17 protein-coding genes and 1 pseudogene are annotated in these 16794 nt (G+C 70.0%); 6 read left to right on the top strand and 12 right to left on the bottom strand.

What is annotated here, in order from left to right; all coding sequences use genetic code 11:
* Positions 1-6 precede the first annotated feature (6 nt).
* Positions 7-1011 carry an AraC family transcriptional regulator gene (locus tag AC23D4_RS06940; RefSeq protein ID WP_472888077.1) on the bottom strand — a complete coding sequence of 335 codons (1005 nt, stop codon included), beginning with the start codon at positions 1009-1011 and terminating at the stop codon, positions 7-9.
* A 199-nt stretch (positions 1012-1210) separates the two neighbouring features.
* Here AC23D4_RS06940 and AC23D4_RS06935 point away from each other — a divergent pair, with 199 nt between their 5' ends.
* The 3 genes from AC23D4_RS06935 to AC23D4_RS06925 are packed head-to-tail and all read left to right on the top strand — an operon-like array spanning position 1211 to position 4771.
* Positions 1211-2038, top strand: a complete 828-nt coding sequence (locus AC23D4_RS06935; protein ID WP_472888078.1) for a class I SAM-dependent methyltransferase — start codon at positions 1211-1213, stop codon at positions 2036-2038.
* Between the two features lie 21 nt (positions 2039-2059).
* Positions 2060-3262, top strand: coding sequence for a vanadium-dependent haloperoxidase (locus AC23D4_RS06930; protein ID WP_472888079.1), 1203 nt, complete (start codon positions 2060-2062; stop codon positions 3260-3262).
* 45 nt (positions 3263-3307) lie between these two features.
* Positions 3308-4771 (top strand): hypothetical protein, encoded by a 1464-nt coding sequence (locus AC23D4_RS06925; RefSeq protein ID WP_472888080.1) that lies wholly within the window; start codon positions 3308-3310, stop codon positions 4769-4771.
* Between the two features lie 43 nt (positions 4772-4814).
* On the opposite strand, the gene AC23D4_RS06920 is transcribed toward AC23D4_RS06925, so the two are convergent.
* The 10 genes from AC23D4_RS06920 to AC23D4_RS06875 form a co-directional block, all read right to left on the bottom strand.
* Entirely contained in the window at positions 4815-5141 is a 327-nt protein-coding gene (locus AC23D4_RS06920) for a YkvA family protein (protein WP_472888081.1), read from the bottom strand.
* A gap of 192 nt (positions 5142-5333) precedes the next feature.
* The gene (locus AC23D4_RS06915; protein ID WP_472888082.1) at positions 5334-6872 is read right to left on the bottom strand and encodes a VWA domain-containing protein; all 1539 of its coding nucleotides are present in this window, start codon (positions 6870-6872) and stop codon (positions 5334-5336) included.
* On the bottom strand, positions 6869-8230 hold the full coding sequence (locus tag AC23D4_RS06910; protein WP_472888083.1) for an AAA family ATPase: 1362 nt from the start codon (positions 8228-8230) through the stop codon (positions 6869-6871). Before AC23D4_RS06910 ends, AC23D4_RS06915 begins: the two co-directional genes overlap by 4 nt.
* 3 nt (positions 8231-8233) lie before the next feature.
* Complete coding sequence (bktB, locus tag AC23D4_RS06905; RefSeq protein ID WP_472888084.1) at positions 8234-9418, bottom strand: beta-ketothiolase BktB; 1185 nt, start codon at positions 9416-9418, stop codon at positions 8234-8236.
* A 149-nt stretch (positions 9419-9567) separates the two neighbouring features.
* A complete protein-coding gene (locus tag AC23D4_RS06900) occupies positions 9568-10149 on the bottom strand; it encodes a histidine phosphatase family protein (protein WP_472888085.1) in 582 nt (193 codons plus the stop codon).
* 32 nt (positions 10150-10181) lie between these two features.
* On the bottom strand, positions 10182-10949 hold the full coding sequence (locus tag AC23D4_RS06895) for an SDR family NAD(P)-dependent oxidoreductase (protein WP_472888086.1): 768 nt from the start codon (positions 10947-10949) through the stop codon (positions 10182-10184).
* Between the two features lie 11 nt (positions 10950-10960).
* Positions 10961-11662 (bottom strand): RluA family pseudouridine synthase, encoded by a 702-nt coding sequence (locus AC23D4_RS06890; RefSeq protein WP_472888087.1) that lies wholly within the window; start codon positions 11660-11662, stop codon positions 10961-10963.
* Complete coding sequence (locus AC23D4_RS06885) at positions 11659-12120, bottom strand: HugZ family pyridoxamine 5'-phosphate oxidase (protein ID WP_472888088.1); 462 nt, start codon at positions 12118-12120, stop codon at positions 11659-11661. Before AC23D4_RS06885 ends, AC23D4_RS06890 begins: the two co-directional genes overlap by 4 nt.
* Positions 12121-12127: 7 nt before the next feature.
* Positions 12128-12739: an OmpA family protein gene (locus AC23D4_RS06880; protein ID WP_472888089.1), complete on the bottom strand. Its 612-nt coding sequence runs from the start codon at positions 12737-12739 to the stop codon at positions 12128-12130.
* A complete protein-coding gene (locus AC23D4_RS06875; RefSeq protein WP_472888090.1) occupies positions 12736-13248 on the bottom strand; it encodes a FecR family protein in 513 nt (170 codons plus the stop codon). Before AC23D4_RS06875 ends, AC23D4_RS06880 begins: the two co-directional genes overlap by 4 nt.
* Before the next feature lie 160 nt (positions 13249-13408).
* Here AC23D4_RS06875 and AC23D4_RS06870 point away from each other — a divergent pair, with 160 nt between their 5' ends.
* The 3 genes and pseudogenes from AC23D4_RS06870 to AC23D4_RS06860 form a co-directional block, all read left to right on the top strand.
* Positions 13409-14449, top strand: coding sequence for a tRNA dihydrouridine synthase (locus tag AC23D4_RS06870; protein WP_472888091.1), 1041 nt, complete (start codon positions 13409-13411; stop codon positions 14447-14449).
* A gap of 33 nt (positions 14450-14482) precedes the next feature.
* Positions 14483-16042, top strand: coding sequence for a glutamate--cysteine ligase (gene gshA, locus AC23D4_RS06865; RefSeq protein ID WP_472888092.1), 1560 nt, complete (start codon positions 14483-14485; stop codon positions 16040-16042).
* 125 nt (positions 16043-16167) lie between these two features.
* Positions 16168-16224: pseudogene (locus tag AC23D4_RS06860) on the top strand (hypothetical protein); the annotation flags it as partial.
* 223 nt (positions 16225-16447) lie between these two features.
* On the opposite strand, the gene AC23D4_RS06855 reads toward AC23D4_RS06860, so the two are convergent.
* Positions 16448-16744: a 2Fe-2S iron-sulfur cluster-binding protein gene (locus AC23D4_RS06855; RefSeq protein ID WP_472888093.1), complete on the bottom strand. Its 297-nt coding sequence runs from the start codon at positions 16742-16744 to the stop codon at positions 16448-16450.
* Between the last annotated feature and the right edge of the window lie 50 nt (positions 16745-16794).

Genomic DNA, 16794 nt, shown 5'->3' with positions numbered 1-16794 from the left:
GCTGCGTCAGGCCCCCACACGCTGCTTGCGCCGCCACGCCGCGGGCGGCTGTCCCACGCTGCGTTTGAACGCGCGGGAGAACGACGCTTCCGAGTCGTAACCCACCTCCTGCGCGATCGTTGCGACCTTGCTGTCGCTGTTGCGCAGCAGGCCGGCGCCCAGCTGCATGCGCCAGCTGGTGAGGTATTGCATCGGTGGCTGGCCGGCGAGTTCGACGAATCGTTCGTGCAGGGCCGAACGCGACAGCCCGGCCTCGCGCCCCAGTTCGTCGATCGTCCAGGGATGGGCCGGCTTCTCGTGCATGAGGTGGATCGCACGCCCCACATGGCGATCACGCAGCGCGGCGAACCAGCCCGAGGCGTCGCTGGGCAAGGACTCCAGGTGGCGCCGGGCCGCGTCGACAAAGACCATTTCGCCGACCCGTTCGAGCACGGCGGCGCTGCCGGCGCGGCTCTCGCGCGACTCCGACACCGCCTGGTCCAGCAACTGCGCCACCCACGACCCCAGGCCGCCGGACGCCAGATGCAGCAGGCGGGGCAGGGACGAGATCAGGGGGTTGAAGGGCAGCAGGTCGCAGGCGATGAAGCCGCAGACGACCACCGATGTCGCCTCCTCGGCAGGGATCGCGGCGCCCGGGCGCAACACGCCGCGGTGGTAGGCCACCGCGATGGGTTTGGGGTCGTTGCGGGTGGTGAAGCGCCAGTCGCTGTGGTCTTCCTGCGCATGCATGCCGGGTGCGCTGGAAATGACGTGTCCGTCGCCGCGCGGAAACATCACGATGTCGCCCTGTGCCAGTCGCACCGGCGGCTCGCCGTCGGTGGCGGCCCAGCCGTTGCCCCGGGCGAGCAGGTGGTAGGCCAGCACGTGCTCGGCACCCGGAATCAGGGCGCGCGCCAGATCGGGTGAGGCGGGGGTTTCCGCTGCCCATTCGTCGCCAAAGCTCACGTAATAAAAGACCGAACCGCGCAGGCGCACGCTGCGCAGCACGTCGGACAAGGGGTCGTGGTTCATGGCGGGAACCTCCACGTCTGGCGTCGCGATCAAGCGCGGCGGATTCCCGGCCAGGGCCGCGGGTGGCCAGACGCAATCACGGACGAACAGACAAGTCTGAAGGACGTCCGGGAAAGCGTCAATGCCCCACTGCCCGAAGAATGGGCCCGTCGCCGCAAGCCCGCGCCGACCCCCACCAACTTCCTCAGGAGACCACCCCATGAACACCGTTCTTGAAAAACCCGCCCCCGACTACGCCGCCATCAAGCAGCGCCAGCAAGCCACCTGGGCCAGTGGCGACTACGCTGTCATCGGCACCACCTTGCAGATCGTCGGCGAAACGCTCGCCGAAGCGGTCGACGTGCGCGCTGGCGAGCGCGTGCTCGACGTGGCCGCCGGCAACGGCAACGCCTCGCTGGCCGCCGCGCGGCGCCACGCCAGCGTCACCTCGACCGACTACGTGCAGGCGCTGCTGGCCAAAGGCCACGACCGTGCGCGCGCCGAGGGCCTGGCGATCCAGTTCCAGCACGCCGACGCCGAGGCCCTGCCGTTCGCCGACGCCAGCTTCGATGCCGTGCTCTCCACCTTTGGCGTGATGTTCACGCCCGAGCACCAGCGCTCCGCCAGCGAGATGCTGCGCGTGTTGCGCAGCGGCGGCCGCATCGGCCTGGCGAACTGGACCCCGGGCGGGTTCATCGGCCGCCTGTTCAGGCTCATCGGCGCCCACGTGCCGCCACCGGCCGGGGTGGCTTCGCCGCTGCTCTGGGGCACCGAATCGCACATCGTCGAGCTGTTCGGCTCACACGCGGCGCAGATCCGTTGCGAGCACCGCCACTTCAACTTCCGCTACCACTCGGCGGCGCACTGGGTGCAGGTGTTCCGCGAACTCTACGGCCCCACGCACAAGGCCTTTGCCGCGCTCGATGCCCAGGGTGCGCAGTCGCTCGAACGCGCGATCACCGCGTTGCTGGACGAGCTGAACGTGGCGGGTCCGCAGTCGCTGGTCGTGCCCAGCGAATACCTCGAAGTCGTCATCACCAAACAATGAACCTGGCCATTGGAGATCCGCATGAACACCCCCCTTTCACGCCACGCGCTGCTGGCTTCACTGGTCGCGACGGCAGCGCTGCAGGCGAACGCCGACACCGTCACCGACTGGAACCTGCGGGCCAACTCGCTGGTGGCCGGGTCGCCGCTCGGCACGCCGCCGGCGATCCGCGTCATGGCTATCGTGCAGACCGCGGTGCACCAGGCGCTCGATGGTCTGCCGCCGCGGCTGGCCACCGCGAAGCCGGCCATTGACGCCGCGGTGGCGGTGGCGAACCAGGCCACCTTGACGCAGTTGCTGCCGGACCAGCGGACGAAGATCGATGCCGCCGTCCAGGCGGCGCTGGCGGGCATTGCCGACGGTCCCGCCAAGGCCGCCGGCATGGCCACCGGCGAACGTGCCGCAGCGGTCGTGCTGGCCGCTCGCGCCGGCGACGGCGCGGGCGGCGCCGAAAGTTACCGGCCGCACGCCACCGCGGGCGTCTATGTGCCGACCGCCTTGCCGGCCGTACCGCAATGGGCGCAGCGCAAGCCCTGGCTGATGGCGGGCGCGACGCAGTTCCGTCCCGGTCCGCCGCCGTCCCTGGGCAGCGAGCAGTGGGCACGCGACTACAACGAGGTGAAGTCGCTGGGCGAGCGCTCGGGTGGTCGGCGCAGCGCCGAGCAGACCGAGGCCGCACGCTTCTGGACCTATTCGATGCCGGCGATCTACCACGGCGTCGTGCGCTCGGCCGCCGAACAACCCGGACGCGATCCGGCCCGCAATGCCCGTCTGTTTGCCGCGGTGGCGCAGGCCATGGACGACGCCATCATCGGTGTCATCGACGCCAAGTACCACCACCACTTCTGGCGCCCCGTCACCGCGATCCGCAATGGCGACCTCGACGGCCACGCGGCAACCGAACGCGCGGCCGGCTGGGCGCCGCTTGTCGATACACCGATGCACCCCGAGTACCCGAGCGCGCACAGCAGCCTGGCCAGCGCGGTGGGCGCGGTGATCGACGCCGAGTTTGGTTCCCGCGCCTTGCCGGTGCTGGGCACCTCCAGCCCGAGCGCCAAGGGTGCGGTGCGGCAATGGAAGAGCACCGAGGACTTCGTTCACGAGGTCTCCGAGGCCCGCATCCACGGCGGCCTGCACTACCGCTTCTCCACCGATGCCGGCGAGGCCCTGGGCCGCCAGGTCGGCCAGCTGGCGGTCGAGCAGCTGCTGCGGGAGGCACCGTGATGAACCGGCTGCCCGTACACCACTTTTTGCACGAAGGGAGCTGACATGCACCACCACACCATCGAGACCGACTACCTCGTCGTGGGCGCGGGCGCCATGGCGATGGCCTTTGTCGACACCCTGATCGATCAATCCGACGCCACCGTGCTGATGGTGGACCCGCACCCGCTGCCCGGCGGCCACTGGAACGATGCCTACCCGTTCGTTCGGCTGCACCAGCCTTCGGTCTGGTACGGCGTTGCTTCGACCCGGCTGGACGAGGCGGAGCCGGACCCGTCCGGCTTTGATCGCGGGGCCACCGGCGCCGAGGTGCTGGCCTATTTCGAACGCCTGATGCGCGAGCGCCTCCTGCCCACCGGTCGGGTGCGCTGGTTCCCGAGCCATCAATACCGCCAGGGTGACGATGGCTCGCACCGCATTGTGTGCCTGGCCACCGGGGCGGAGCAGGTGGTGAAGGTGCGCCGCAAGCGGGTCGACGCCACCCACGCCCGCACCGAGGTGCCGTCGGTGCGCCGGCCCGCCTACGGGCTGGCCGACGGCGTGGACTGCATCGCGCCCGGCCAGTTGCCGCAGCTTCAGCGGACCTATGCGCACTACACGGTGGTCGGATCGGGCAAGACCGGCATGGACGCCTGTCTCTGGCTGCTGGACAGCGGGGTACCGGCGTCGCGCATCCGCTGGATCATGCCCCGCGACGCCTGGGTGCAGGACCGCGCCAACTTGCTGCCGGGGCTGGAGCACTTCGAGCTGAGCATGCGCCGCACCATCGACCAGTTCGAGGCGATCGCCGAAGCCGCCTCGCTGCCCGACCTGTGGGTGCGCCTGGAGCAGCGTGGGGTGCTGATGCGCCTGGATCCGGCGGTGGAGCCGACGACCTTCCGTTGCGCCATCGCCTCGCGCGAAGAGATGACCCAGTTGCGGCGCATCCACGACGTGGTGCGGCTCGGCCGGCTGCGCTCGGTCGAGCGCTCGCACCTGGTGCTGGAGCAGGGTGTGATCGGCGCCCACGCGGACACGCTCTACATCGATTGCAGCGCCGCGGCCCTGCACCCAGCCCCATCGGTGCCGGTGTTCGATGGCGACCGGATCAACCTGCTGATGGTCAGCTGGTGCCGGCCGCTGTTCAGCGCGGCCCTGATCGCCCAGGTTGAAAACACGGTGAGCGATGAAGCCGAGCAGAACGCCTTGTGCGAACCGGTGCCGGTGCCCGAGCGGCCGTCCGACTGGCTGGTCCAGTGGGCCGTGACCCTGAAAAACGCCCAGCGCTGGCGGCAACAGCCGCAGGTTGACGCCTGGCTGAAAAACAGCCGACTCAACACCGTCGGCGTGCTGCTGGACGGTGCCGGTCCCGTCGACCCCGCCCAGCTGGACCTGTTGCGGTTGAGCGGGGCCAAGGCCCAGGCGGCGGTGCCAAACCTGCGCAGGCTGATGGCCAGTTTGCAGTCGCCTGGTGCGGACACGGAGGCCAGAGGCGGGCGGTCAGCGCGCCCGGACCCCGTCGTCCCGTGACCCCGCAGGCAGTCCGGCGGGCCGGCTGCGCCGGCTCCGCGGCTCAGCGCACGGAGCGGTCGGCCCAGTGGTGGGCCTGGCGTGCGGTGGGCGTCACACCACCGGCGCGCTGTTCGGCGTAGGCACGGATGTGGGCCGGCAGGCGGGCAAGCAGCCAGCGCAAGGCCAGGGGCACGATGACCAGGTCGTCCAGCACGCCGATCACGGGCAGCATGTCGGGGATCAGGTCGATCGGCGAGACAAGGTAGAGCACCAGCGCGGCCGTGCCGGCCTTGAGCCAGCCCGGCGATTCGGGATGGCCCAGCGCATACCAGAGCCGTTTCGCGTCACCGCGCACAGCGAGCCAGATCACCGAGAGTCGTTTCCACATCGAAGCTTCTCCTTGCGTTGTCCGAGGGTTTCTGACACCGGAAATCTCCCGAAGTTCTCTGCGAGCCAAGAGCAGAAGCCAAAGAGGAAGCGGTGGCGCGTGAACCCAGCACACGCCGTGGAACCGGCTTCGCCGGGCCACAGGGCGTGGTCCCCCCTCCGGGGGGAAGCCGCGCAGCGGCGCAGGGGGGCCTCACCTTCTGATTGCGTTGGGGAAATACAGGGCCGTCAGGCTGCGGCTGTGCACCGGCGAAAAATCGTCGGCCACGGCGCTGGCGCCGCTGCCGTAGCGGCGCCACTCGCGCACCCAGTACAGGTGGTCGCAGACCTCCAGCAGGCCGATGGTCTCGCGGTCGCCGATCAGGATGCCGTGCGCGCGCAGGGCCAGCCGCTCCTTGGCCTCGCGCAGCTGCTGCAGCGTGGCGGGCGTGACGCCGAACTCGCCGTCGCTCACCACCAGCAGGTCGGCCTCGTGCCAGCCGGTGGTCTGCACGAGGGCGATGGCGCGCTCGATCGGCGTCTGCACGTCGGTGCCGCCGTCGAAGCTCTGGCCCATCAGGTCGAGCAGGTGTTCCAGCCCGGCGGCGTCGAGCGTCAGGTCGCGCTCCAGCAGTTCGCTCGGGCCGCCAAAGGCCAGCAGCCGGCAGCGGCGCTGGCCGGCGTGGGCGCTGCGCAGCGCCTGCAGCACGCAGGCCTTGGCCACGCTTTCCGGCGCGCCGCGCATGGAGCCCGAGGTGTCGAGGCAGATGATCAGCGGGCCGCGCCCGGCGTGGGTGGGCGCCTGCCGGTGCGGCCGTTGTTCGGGCAAGGGCAGCGGCCGACGTGAAGTTTCGCGGGCGCGGTCGTCGTAGGTCAGCAGCTGGGCTTCGGCGAAGCGCGCGCGCCAGAGCCGGTGCAGCACCGGGTGGGTCAGGTTCAGGCTCTCGCTGCCGGCCATGCGCGCGAGGTTGCGCGAGCGGCGCACGCCGTCCACCGCGGTGGGCTCGGGGCGTCGTTCTTCTTCGTCGGCCTGGCGTTGCGCGGCCTGCGCATCGGGCGCCGGATCGGGCCGGGCGGTGCGCGCCGGCGGGCGTTGCCGGTGTGTGTCGCGGCGGCCCACGCCGTCGATGAAACTGGCCAGCGCCGGCAGGCGCTGCAGCAGCTGGCCGATGCGCCGCGCTTCCTGCCACTCGCGCCGGTTGAGCTGGCCGGCGAGGTCGTCCCAGCGCAGGTGCGCCAGATCACCCAGCGACTGCAGCAGCGCCAGCACCTCGTCCCAGCCCTGACGCTGCACGTCCCAGCTGTCGCGGAAGCTGGCCTGCATGCGCGCCACCGCCTGCGCGCGCGGTTCATCGGCCGGGCGGTCGATCAGGCTGTCCAGGTGCCACAGCAGGCTCTGCAGCACCTGCCGCGTGAGCGGTGCGCTCTGGCGCGTGAGGGTGAGCAGGTCCAGCTCGGCCAGCAGCGGGCGCAGCGCCTGCGTGGCGGCGGCGTCGCCGAAATCGTGCGCCGGGTCGGGCAGGACGCCGTCCATGAGCGCACGCACCCAGTGGGCCAGTTCGGGCAGGCGGCGCGTGGCCGGGCCGCTGCTGCACACCACGGCCCAGCGCCAGAGTTCGCGCGGCAGGGCGTTCAGGTGGTGGTAGGGCCGGTCGGGAAAGTTCTGCCCTTCGACAGGCTCAGGGAGAACGGTGGCTGGGGGCACGGTGTCGACCGGCCCGCCCGCCCGGGCCGAGCCTGTCGACGCCTTCATGGGGATTCCCAGTGCACCGGTGCCGGTGCGTTGGCGGTGGCCTCTGCGTCCACCGGCAGGTCTGCAAAACCGTTGCGCGTGGACTGGTGTTGCGCGCACAGGCCCGCCAGCTGACCACAACGCTCGGCGTGCGCGGCTTCGATCTGCAGCAGCCAGCTCGGGGGCAGCCAGTCGTGCGACCGGGCTTTGGCCAGCACCGCGTGCGCCACCGCCAGCCATTCATCATGCAGCGCCAGCAGCCGTTCCAGCAGTTCGTCGCATTGCGCCACGCGGGCGGCGATGTGCACGGGGCTGTAGTGGCGCTGGGCGCGCGCGCTGGTGAAACGCACCATCTCGCTTTCTTCGCCCGGGCGGGTGATGGCGCGCGCCAGCGCCAGCTTGCCCGCGCTGTCGTCCTGCGCGTCGGGCGGCGCGCGGCGCTCGGTGTCGAGCTGCGACTCGAAGGCCTGCACCGCGCGCTCCAGCCCGTCGATGGGCAGCGGCGCGGTCTGGGCGACCCGGTGCAGGAACAGCGTGGTCCAGCCCGGCACCTGGGCCGGGTCGGCGGCCAGCGCATAGGGCAGCAGCCAGAGGTCCCAGGGGCTGACCTCGCCGGCCCCGCGGCTGGCGGCCTGCAGCTGCAGCAGGGCCACGAGCTGGCGCCAGCGGCGGTCCGACACGGTCTGTGCGGTCTGGCTCGCGTGCTGCCGGGCCTGCAGCAGCAGCGCCAGCGCGGCTTCACCCAGGGCGACTTGCGGCGCGCGCTCGCGCAGGGCCTGCACCATGGCCGGGTCGATCAACGCCTCGGCCGGGGTGTCGCCTGCGGCTGTCGCGTCGGCCAGCAGCAGGGCGGTGAAATGCGCGTCGTCCACCGGCTGCACCGGCACGCGCAGCAGGAAGCGGTCGTAAAACGCGAGCAGGCTGTCGTCCTGCGGCTGTTCGTTGCTGGCGCCCACCAGGCACACCAGCGGCACCGGCAGGCGCTGGCTGCCGTTGTCGAACTGGCGCTCGTGCAGCAGGCCGAGCAGGGTGTTGAGGATGGCGGAGTTGGCCTTGAACACCTCGTCGAGAAACGCCACTTCGGCGCTCGGCAGGTAGCCCTCGGTCAGGCGCTCGTAGCGGTCGTCTTCCAGCGCGCGCAGCGAGAGCGGGCCGAACAGCTCTTCGGGCACGGTGAAGCGGGTGAGCAGGCGCTCGAAATAGTGCGCGCCGGGCAGCAGGCGCTGCAGACGGCGCGCGAGTTCGCTCTTGGCCGTGCCGGGCGGGCCGAGCAGCAGCACGTGCTCGCCCGCGAGCGCCGCCAGCAGCAGCGCGCGGGCCGCCACGTCGCGCTGCAGCAGGCCCTTCTCAAGTTCCGCGATGGCCGCTGACCATCGCATGGATCACACCCTCTCGAAGATGGCGGCGATGCCCTGGCCGCCGCCGATGCACATGGTCACCAGCGCGTAGCGACCGTTGATGCGCTGAAGTTCGTACAAGGCCTTCACGGTGATCAGCGCGCCGGTGGCACCGATGGGGTGGCCGAGCGAAATGCCCGAACCATTGGGGTTGACCTTGGCCGGGTCGAGGCCGAGTTCCTTGCTCACGGCGCAGGCCTGGGCGGCAAAAGCCTCGTTGGCTTCGATCACGTCCATGTCGTTGACGGTGAGGCCGGCTTTCTGCAGCGCCAGGCGCGAGGCCGACACCGGGCCGATGCCCATGATCTTGGGGTCCACGCCGGTGTGGGCGTAGGCCACCAGGCGCGCCAGCGGCTTGGCGCCACGGGCTTTGGCCGCACCGGCTTCCATCAGCACCACGGCCGCGGCGGCGTCGTTGATGCCCGAGGCGTTGCCGGCGGTCACGGTGCCGTTTTCCTTCACGAACACGGGCTTGAGCTTGGCCATGTCTTCGAGCTTGCAGTTGGGGCGGAAGTGCTCGTCGGTGGCGTAGGCCACTTCGCCTTTCTTGCTCTTGAGCATGACCGGAACGATCTGGTCCTTGAAGTAGCCGGCCTCGGTGGCGCGCTGTGCGCGGTTGTGGCTCTCGACGGCCAGCGCGTCCTGCATCTCGCGCGTGATGCCGAACTGGGCAGCCACGTTTTCGGCGGTCACGCCCATGTGGATGGTGTGGAAGGGGTCGTGCAGCGCGCCGACGACCATGTCGACCATCTTGGTGTCGCCCATGCGTGCGCCCCAGCGGGCCGAGAGGCTGGCGTAGGGGCCACGGCTCATGTTCTCGGCGCCGCCACCGATGGCGATGTCGCAGTCGCCGAGCATGATCGCCTGGCTGGCCGAAATGATGGCCTGCAGGCCGGAGCCGCACAGGCGGTTGACGTTGAACGCGGGCGTGCCTTCGGCGCAGCCGCCGTTGACCGCGGCGACGCGGGAGAGGTACATGTCCTTGGGTTCGGTGTTGACCACGTGGCCGAACACCACATGGCCGACGTCCTTGCCGTCCACGCCGGCACGCGCCAGCGTTTCCTTGACGACCAGTGCCGCCAGCTCGGTGGGCGGCGTGTCCTTGAGGCTGCCGCCATAGGTACCAATGGCGGTGCGGGCAGCGCTGACAACAACAACTTCTCGGCTCATGTTCATCTCCTGTGTGTGGTGGGGTGTGATGGGTGGTGACCTGCCCCGGGAGGGTGGTGATCACCGGATCAACACCACATGGTATGCGCGGCAGGCTTACACCGGGCTTGTCGGCTGTCAACTCGGGCGCACCAGCCCGTCGCGAGCGTTCAGAACACCTGGCGCGCCAGCACGGGCAGCCGGTCGCCGGCAGCGGGCCGGGTGACGAAGACTTCGCCCATGGACAGAAACGCTCCCGTGAGTGCCGAGATGTTGACCTGGTGCGTCACCAGCATGAGGTTCTTCGGTGCCGCCAGCCCGCGCACCGCATGCAACACCTCACGGGTCTGCGCCGGACCGGTGGCGTCGTTGAAAAAGGAATTGATCGGCGCCCAGACCGTGTGGCGGCCGAAGGCGAGTTCGGCGGTTTCGGTGCAGCGGCACCAGGCGCTGGAGCGCACTTCGTCGATTGGCACGCTTTCGCGGGTGAACGCCGCGCCGACCCGGCGCGCCTGCTCGCGGCCGGCTTCGCTCAGCTTGCGCTGGGTGCTGCACTGGTCGAGCCGGAAGCCCGGTGGGTCGCCGATCCCGGGTTCGGTCAACGCATGGCGCATCAGCACGACGCAGCCGCCGCGGCGCAGCAGGGCCCAGAAGTCGCCGCTGCCCTGCGCCATGGCCAGCATCGGCACGCCGGATACGGCACCCAGTGTGAACAGCGAGCGGTTGAACTGGCGGCGAGAAAGCTGGGTCATGGTGGTCTCCCGCAGGGCGGCCGCTGGCGGATTCAGTCCCGCACGTCGGCCACCGGTTGATCTCCGAAGTCGGGCCGCTGGAGCCAGGCCAGGACCTGGCGGGCGGCGTCCGGTGGACTTGAGAGCTGGCCCTGGCGCTGGAGTTCCACGAAACGCTGCAGGTCGGGGAAGGCGGCCGGGTCACCGGCGCGCAGCTGCACCTGCATGTCGGTGTCGATCACACCAGGCGCGAGCGAGACCAGCCTGGCGCCGTGTTCTCGCTGCGCCTCATCGAGCGCGCTGCAGCGGGTGAAGTGGTCCAGCCCTGCCTTGGCGGCGCAATACGGCGCCTGCGCGGCCATGGGCCGGCGGCCCAGGCCGGACGAGATGTTGAGCACCTTGCGCGGACCGCGCCAGCCGCCATCGACCCAGGCGACGGTGGCGCGCAGGAAGGCCGCGGTGAGCTGCATGGGGGCTTCGAGCCCGACGCGCAGCGCATTGGCCAGTTGATCGGGTGGGCAGGCGTCCAGCGGCCCGATGGGCGGGATGACGCCGGCGTTGTTGATCAGCGTGGCGCTGGCCAGGCTGGGCGCGTCGAGCTGAGCCAGCCAGTTCTGCAGGCGCTCGGCCGCGGCCAGGGTGTCGGCCAGGTCGATGCGCCATTGCAGCAGCGTGGCGCCGCGCTGGCTCGCGAGTTCGGTGAGTTCGGCGCTGGACTGGCGCGACAGGCACAGCAGCACCCGACCCGGTGCGACGAGTTGTCGGGCCATGGCCAGGCCCATGCCGCGCGAGGCGCCGGTGAGGATGAAGAGGTCGTGCATGGCAAAGGGCCTCAGAAAGGACAGGTTGATTCGAAACGCATCTGTGCGCCGGTGACCGGGTGCGGGATGCTCAGGGCCATCGCGTGCAGCAGCATGCGGTCCACCGCCCCGGTGGGCGCCGCGTAGAGCGGATCGCCGACGATGGGGTGGTCAATGGCCTGCAGGTGCACGCGCAGCTGGTGCGAGCGCCCGGTGACGGGTTCGAGGTCGAGCCGCGTGGTGCCCGGCAGGGGTGCCGGCTCGGTGGCGAGGCGCCAGTGTGTCACGCTGGGTTTGCCGTGTGGATGGTTCACGGCGCTGCGCGGGCGGTTGAGCCAGTCCAGCAGCAGCGGCAGGTCGATGGTGTTCCAGCCGTTGTCCGGCTGGGGGTTGGCCAGCAGGCCGTTGACCACCGCCACGTAGCGCTTGTGCACACGGCGTTGCTCGAACGCCAGGCCGAGGGCGCGCTGGGCTTCGATGCCCCGGCCCATGACCACAAGGCCGGAGGTGGCCATGTCCAGCCGGTGCACCACCAGCGCGTCGGGGTAGGCGGCCTGGGCGCGCGCGCTCAGGCAGTCCTGCTTGTCTTCACCGCGCCCGGGCACCGCCAGCAGCCCGGCGGGTTTGTCCAGCACCAGCAGGGCTGCGTCGGCGTACAGCACACGCAACCCGGCCGGGACCGCCGCCAGCGTGGCTTGCGGGCCGGGTGGCTGCGCGGTGGCGGTGTCGCTCACGGTGCGGGGCCAAGCGCCTGGCGCAGTTCGTCGGCGTCGATGCTGCGCGCGCCGCCCGGCACCAGGCGCAGGAAACGGAAATCGCCCAGCGCCGTCATGGGCTCGGCCTCGGGAAAGCGCGCCAGGTAGGCCTCGCGCGCGGCCCCGTGCGCCGCGCTGCCGGGCTCGCAGGGCAGGGCGTTCACGTCCAGCGTCACGCGGGGCAGCGCATGCACCGGCTCGCCCGCGACTTCGGCCTGGCAGACCATCAGCGATGCGCGCGGCAGGCGCTCCAGGTTGCGGGTGTGCGCGGCCAGGCCGCTGACGTGGATCACCAGTTCGCCGGCCAGCGGCAACACGGCAAAAGGCACCATGGAGACGAAAGGTGCGCCGGTTTCGTCGAGCGTGCCGAGCGCGGCGATGCGCTGCGAGGCGAGCAGTTCGCGCAGCGCGGCGGTGAGGCGGGGTTCGTGGGCCATGCCTGGTTCAGCGCACTTCGATGTCGGCGCGCCGGTTGCGCGGTTCGTCCACTTCGTCGTCGGTGGGCACCAGGGGTTCGCGTTCACCGCGGCCCACGGCCTCGATCCGTTCGGCGTTGAAGCCCCGCTCGATCAGCAGCGCGCGCACCGCCTGGGCACGTTCCAGCGAGAGCGCGTCGTTGGCTTCGAGCGTGCCCTGGCGGTCGGTGTGGCCGGTCACGATGATTTCGCCACCCGCACGGGACTGCGCGTTGCGGATCACGGCCTCCAGGCGGCTGAGAGAGTCCGCTGTCAGCGTCGAGCTGCCGGGATCGAACTCGAGTGTGTAGCGTTCGGGTGCCAGGGGCTGCAGCGCCAGCAGCCGGGGGTGCCGTTTGCGCACCGCTTCGGCGGTGGTCACGTCCAGGCTCAGATCGCCGCTGCGACCGACCTTGGCCACCTGATAGGGCTGATCGATGCGCTGTGTACCTTGGCTGGTGGTCACTTCAACGGCGCTGGCTTTGCCGCTGGACTGGGGCAGCAGGGTGACACGGGTGGCGGGCGCGCAAGCCGTCAGCAAGACGATCCCGGTCAGGGCAAGGCCAGCAAGGCGTTGTCGGATGCGCGTCGGTTGGGTCATTGCGCCGTCTGTGCTTCCACGATGAAGTCGGTGCCACGCACGCCGACCACCGAGGTCGGCGTGTTGATCCTGAACAGCTCCGGGTTGATCCGGGCCAGCAGTCCGGTGACCACGCGCACGGAACCCTGGAGCAGGTCGAGCACGAAGTTGCCCTGCTGGGTGGTCGAATCGAACTGGAACTGGCTCAGGTCCATCGTGGTGTCGGGTCCCATGGTCAGGACCGTGCCGTCCTTGAGGATGATGGTGGCCGCGCCGTTCTTTCCGGTGCTCAGGCGTTGATGGACGTTCACGCCTTCTCCTGGCGTGGGCGTGCGTTGTTCGCCCGCGCGGCCCATGCGCGTGTCGCCTTCGATCTGCTTGAACGCGCCGATGCGGGCCGTGTCTGCGGCGGTGGGCGCCGAGGGCTGCAAGGGCTGCGTGGGCACTGCGGGCGCGACCGCCTGTGCGAAACAGAGCGACGTCGCGGCCAGCAGGCTGGTCACCAGTGGCAGGGCGAGAAAGGGCGACATGAACAACTCCGGATGGCGAAAAATACCCGATGAACGATGGTAATGGACGCGCGTCTGCGGCCGCAAGTCGGTCCCGATAGAATCAAATGCCGCTCGCACAGATGGCCCACAGATGGCCTTGTCGCACCGATTCAACCGGTCCGCTGCCCACCCCGTACCCATGACCCTTTTGCTCGCGCCCATGGAAGGCCTGCTCGACGCGACGCTGCGCGATGTGCTGACGCGCACGGGCGGTATCGACCGCTGCGTGAGCGAATTCATCCGCGTGACCAGCACGCTGCTGCCCGAGCGCGCCTTCGTGCGCGTGGTGCCCGAGCTGCTCCATGGCGGGCGCACGCGATCGGGGGTGCCGGTGCGGCCGCAGTTGCTGGGTTCCGATCCGGCCTGCCTGGCCGAGAACGCCGCCCGGCTTGCCGGGCTGAGCCCGTTCGGGGTGGACCTGAATTTCGGCTGCCCGGCCAAGACGGTGAACCAGAGCCGCGGCGGCGCGGTGTTGCTGGACGAACCCGAACTGATCGGCCGCATCGTGTCCGCGGTGCGGCGCGCGGTGCCCGCCCATGTGCCGGTGTCGGCCAAGATGCGCCTGGGTTTCAACGACGACCACCGTGCCGAAGACTGCGCGCTGGCGATCGCCGAAGCCGGAGCGAACGAGCTGGTGATCCATGCCCGCACCAAGGCCCATGGCTACCGGCCACCCGCCTATTGGGAACGCATCGCGCAGGTGCGCGCATCGTTGCCAGTGGGGCCGATGCAGGTGATCGCCAACGGCGAGATCTGGACGGTCGAGCAGGCACTTCGCTGCCGCGAAGTGAGCGGCTGTGATGCGCTCATGATCGGTCGTGGCATGGTGAGCGACCCCGGTCTCGCGCTGGCCATCAAGGGGCAGGGTGGCGTGCCCTGGAGCGAGGTGGCGCCGCTGCTGGCGGTGTTCTGGCAGCAGGTGAGCGGCCGTGTCGAGCGCCGCCACCGCGCCGGGCGCCTGAAGCAGTGGCTTAACCACCTGCGCAAGCGCTATCCCGAGGCCCAGACCGCGTTCGACGAGCTGCGCTGCTGCAACGATCCGCCGCAGATCGATGCCTGGTTGCAGGCCAACACGGCGCTGCCGCCAGCGGTGGTCACGCCGGTCGCGCCCGCTGCGCGCCGCTTCTTACCCGAATACCCCATGGCCGTGCCGCCAGCGGAATTGGCCCAGCCGTGTTAAGTTCCGGCCCCGGACCCGAAAACCACCCCCTGTATGATTTCACTGGAACAACGGCTGCAAGACTTGGGCGCCGAGCGCCTGCGTGGCATGCGCCGCGGTCTTGAAAAAGAGAGCCTGCGCGCCCAGCCCGACGGCAAGCTGGCCCTCACGCCACACCCGGTGGCGCTGGGCAGCGCGCTCACGCACCCGCACATCACCACCGACTACAGCGAGTCGCAGCTGGAGCTGATCACGGGGGTGCACGACAGCGTAGAAAGCTGCCTGACCGAGCTGACCGAGGTGCACCAGTACACCGTGCGCAGCCTCAAGGCGGCCGGGGACGAAATGCTCTGGGCTTCCAGCATGCCCTGTGGCCTGCCGACCGACGAGACCATTCCGCTGGGGCGTTATGGGTCGTCCAACGTCGGGCGCGCCAAGAGCGTGTACCGCATGGGCCTGGGCCACCGCTACGGCCGGCGCATGCAGACGATCAGCGGCATCCACTACAACTGGTCGCTGCCGGGCGTCGACAACGACGGCTATTTCGCGCTCATCCGCAACTTCCGCCGGCACGCCTTTTTGCTGCTCGCGCTGTTCGGCGCCTCGCCCGCCCTGTGTTCCAGCTTTGTAGAAGGCCGCCAGCACGAACTGCTGCCGCTGGGCAGCAGCGGCAGCCTGCACATGCCCTACGGCACCTCGCTGCGCATGGGTCGTCTGGGCTACCAGAGCGAGGCGCAGGCCACGCTGGACGTGAGCTACAACGGGCTCGAAGGGTATGCCGCCTCGCTGCACGACGCACTCACGCGCCCCTGGCCGGCCTACGAGGCGGTGGGCATCCGCAACCCGGGTGGCGACTACAACCAGCTTGCCACCACGCTGCTGCAGATCGAAAACGAGTTCTACGGCACGATCCGGCCCAAGCGCGTGATCTACCCCGGCGAACGCCCGCTGCACGCGCTGCGCGAACGCGGCGTGGAATACGTCGAGGTGCGGCTGATGGACCTCGACCCGTTCGAGCCCATCGGCATCGGCGCGCCCACGTTGCGCTTTCTCGACGTGTTCCTGATGCACTGCCTGCTCAGCGACAGCCCGCCCGACACACCGGACGAAATCCACGAGCTCAAGTACAACCAGCACCTCACCGCTGCGCGCGGACGCGAGCCTGGCCTCTGTCTGTGGCGCAAGGGGGAAAGCGTGGGCCTGCAACAGTGGGGCATCGAACTGATCGATCAGCTGGTGCCCATTGCTGCGACCCTGGACGCGACCCACGGTGGCAGTGACCACCGCGATGCCGTGGCGCAGGCCCGAGCCTCGCTGCTCGCACCCGAGACGCTGCCATCGGCCCGCGTGCTCGCCGCCATCCGGCAGGAACACAGCGATTCTTTCGTCGGTTTTGTGCGCGAGCAGTCGCAGCAGACCCATGCCCACCTGCTGGGACTGCCCTGGAGCGCCAAACAGCAGGCACGGTTTGAAGCCATGGCCACCCTTTCGTTCGAGGCCCAGCGCGCCATCGAAGCCGCGGACACCATGCCGTTCGAGGTGTACCGGCAGGAATACACATCTCCCGCGCGCCTGGGGCGGCATCCCGAGTGGTCCGCGATCGCACCCGCCTGAGCCGACGCACACGCGCTGGGCGGGCGTTGTTGCGCCTGCCCCTGGAAATCCACAACCGGGTCAGGCGTATTCCGCGAACGCCACGTGGGCGATAAGCTCCGGGCTTTCCCTGCCAGGAGGCAGCCATGGCACGTCTGACCACCGCGGACTTTGATCAGGAACTGCTGATCCTGTTTGATGCGTATGTGCACGGTGATATCGATCGTCGCGGCTTTCTGGACCGTGCCGCGAAGTTCGCCGTCGGCGGCGTGACGGCAGCGGGCCTGCTGGCCGCGCTCAGCCCCGACTTCGCCGTCGCGCAGGTGGTGCCACAGGGCGATCCGCGCATCAGCACGCAGCGGGTGGACGTTGCCTCTCCCTCGGGCTCCGGCACGGTGAAGGCCTATGTGGCCCAACCCGCCGGCGTCAGGCGCCGGGACCGCTCAGCACCAGATCCTCCAGCGGGAAAGCAGCGCAGGGCAACACGCAGCCGGACGCCTTTTCTTCCGGCAGCAGGCCCGGCCATTCGATCGCGTAGCGCACCCGGCCCCGCACCAGACGGCCGATGCAGGCGCGGCAACTGCCGTTGCGACACGAGGCCGGCCACACCACGCCCGCGCGCAGGAGGGTCTGCAGCAGCGAGGCGTCAGCCGCAGCGGCGAGGGTTTCGCCGGTGTCGGCCAGGTGCAACTGGAAGGTCTGGGATGCGGGTGGAGCGTTCATGTGTACAAATCTCAGCGCAAGGCCCTCTGAACGGCGGGTACGGGACTTGT

The organism is Hydrogenophaga sp. L76, assembly GCF_057654755.1.
This window is presented reverse-complemented; position numbering and strand designations above follow the sequence as displayed.